This window comes from Candidatus Kurthia intestinigallinarum, from assembly GCF_003991225.1.
Taxonomy (GTDB): domain Bacteria; phylum Bacillota; class Bacilli; order Bacillales_A; family Planococcaceae; genus Kurthia; species Kurthia populi.
This window is the reverse complement of the sequence record NZ_JTFC01000068.1, coordinates 1-1,271: the sequence shown is the minus strand read 5'-3', so window position 1 is coordinate 1,271 and position 1,271 is coordinate 1. Positions and strand designations below refer to the sequence as shown.

Below are 1,271 nucleotides of genomic sequence, written 5' to 3'. Positions count from 1 at the left end.
TCGTGGAATTGAGCGGAAATTGGTTGGCACGAATTCATATAAAGACGTGAATGAATACAAGGAAAAACAGGACTTATTGAACGAAATTGCCGTGTTAGAGGGGAAAGTCGATGAAAAGAAAAATGAGTTTTTAGCGATTAGCAAAAATGTTCCTGATAAGAATTTGGTGCTGAAACCAAAGCGAAAAGAAATCAAAACCGAAGTCGTTCCGAAAATGTTCGGGAAACCGGAAATCCATCAAAAAGAAACCGGGAATTATGTTTTCACTCCTAAGCAGATGGAACAGCTGGAAACAATCGTGACAGCTGCGGTTGCGGTAAAAAAAGATTATGAGCGGTTGCAAAGTATGAATCCTGTCATAGAAAATGAAAAGCTTCGTGAGGAAGTCTATCAAAAGACCAATGAAAATTATAAGCTGAAGAACGAAAATAAGGAACTCCGTTCAGAGAACAGAGATTTAAAAGACCTGATAGGCGATTTACGGCACGAAGTCGGTTTGTTGTATCAAAGTGCCAAAGATTTCGTAAAAGAGCGTACAGAGGGCGTCAGGGCCGTTAAAAACGTTTTTAAGGAATTAGTAGATAAAGTGAGGGAGCGAAACCCTGGGAGCGAATTTGAGCGCCTGTATAAGCGTGAGAAAGCTCGGGAGAGGGATCGAGGAATGGAAAGATGAAAACACGCCTTTTAGGCGTGTTTTTTAAGGTTTTGAGCGAAGCGAAAAACGGTTTTTTCTTATCTTGATATAAGGGTAACATCTTCGATTTACCCTGAAGGGTCTTGAGCCCTTGATACGTATGGCTTTAACGCAAAAAAACTTGCATTCTACAGCATAGTGTTGTATTGTTTTAATTGTCGAGATCAAAACAATAAACTATGAAGGTAGGTGCAAGTTTTTAAGTGCCGTGATTGGCGTTTATTAACTTAAGTTATATGAGCCACTATAAAGCAAAATCCAAAAAGAATCAAGACATTATGGTCAAGTCCACGAAGAAAAAACGGCGAAACGGTGTATTAGCGTACTTTATGGAAAAGCTAGTTTCTGAAGATGTGGTCTCGGAAAATACTTTAAAACTCATAAGGGAGTGCAATACGTTCATGATGATGGTTGCTGATGAAAACCTGGAAAAGAAAAAACAGCATAAGGGGAATACGTGCAAAAACCGTTTCTGTCCGATCTGTGCATGGAAGAAATCTCGAAAAGATGCGTTGGCTCTGTCCGTCATGATGGCTTATCTAAAGCAAGAGGAAAAGAAAGAGTTTATCTTTGTGAC

The 1,271-nt window shown here is 39.4% G+C and carries 1 protein-coding gene and 1 pseudogene; both read left to right on the top strand.

Features of this window, described 5'->3' with window-relative positions; genetic code table 11:
- Positions 1–673: pseudogene (locus QI30_RS20570) on the top strand (plasmid recombination protein); the annotation flags it as partial.
- 257 nt (positions 674–930) lie between these two features.
- On the top strand, positions 931–1,271 hold a 341-nt coding region (locus QI30_RS21285; RefSeq protein ID WP_370323638.1), incomplete at its 3' end, for a protein rep.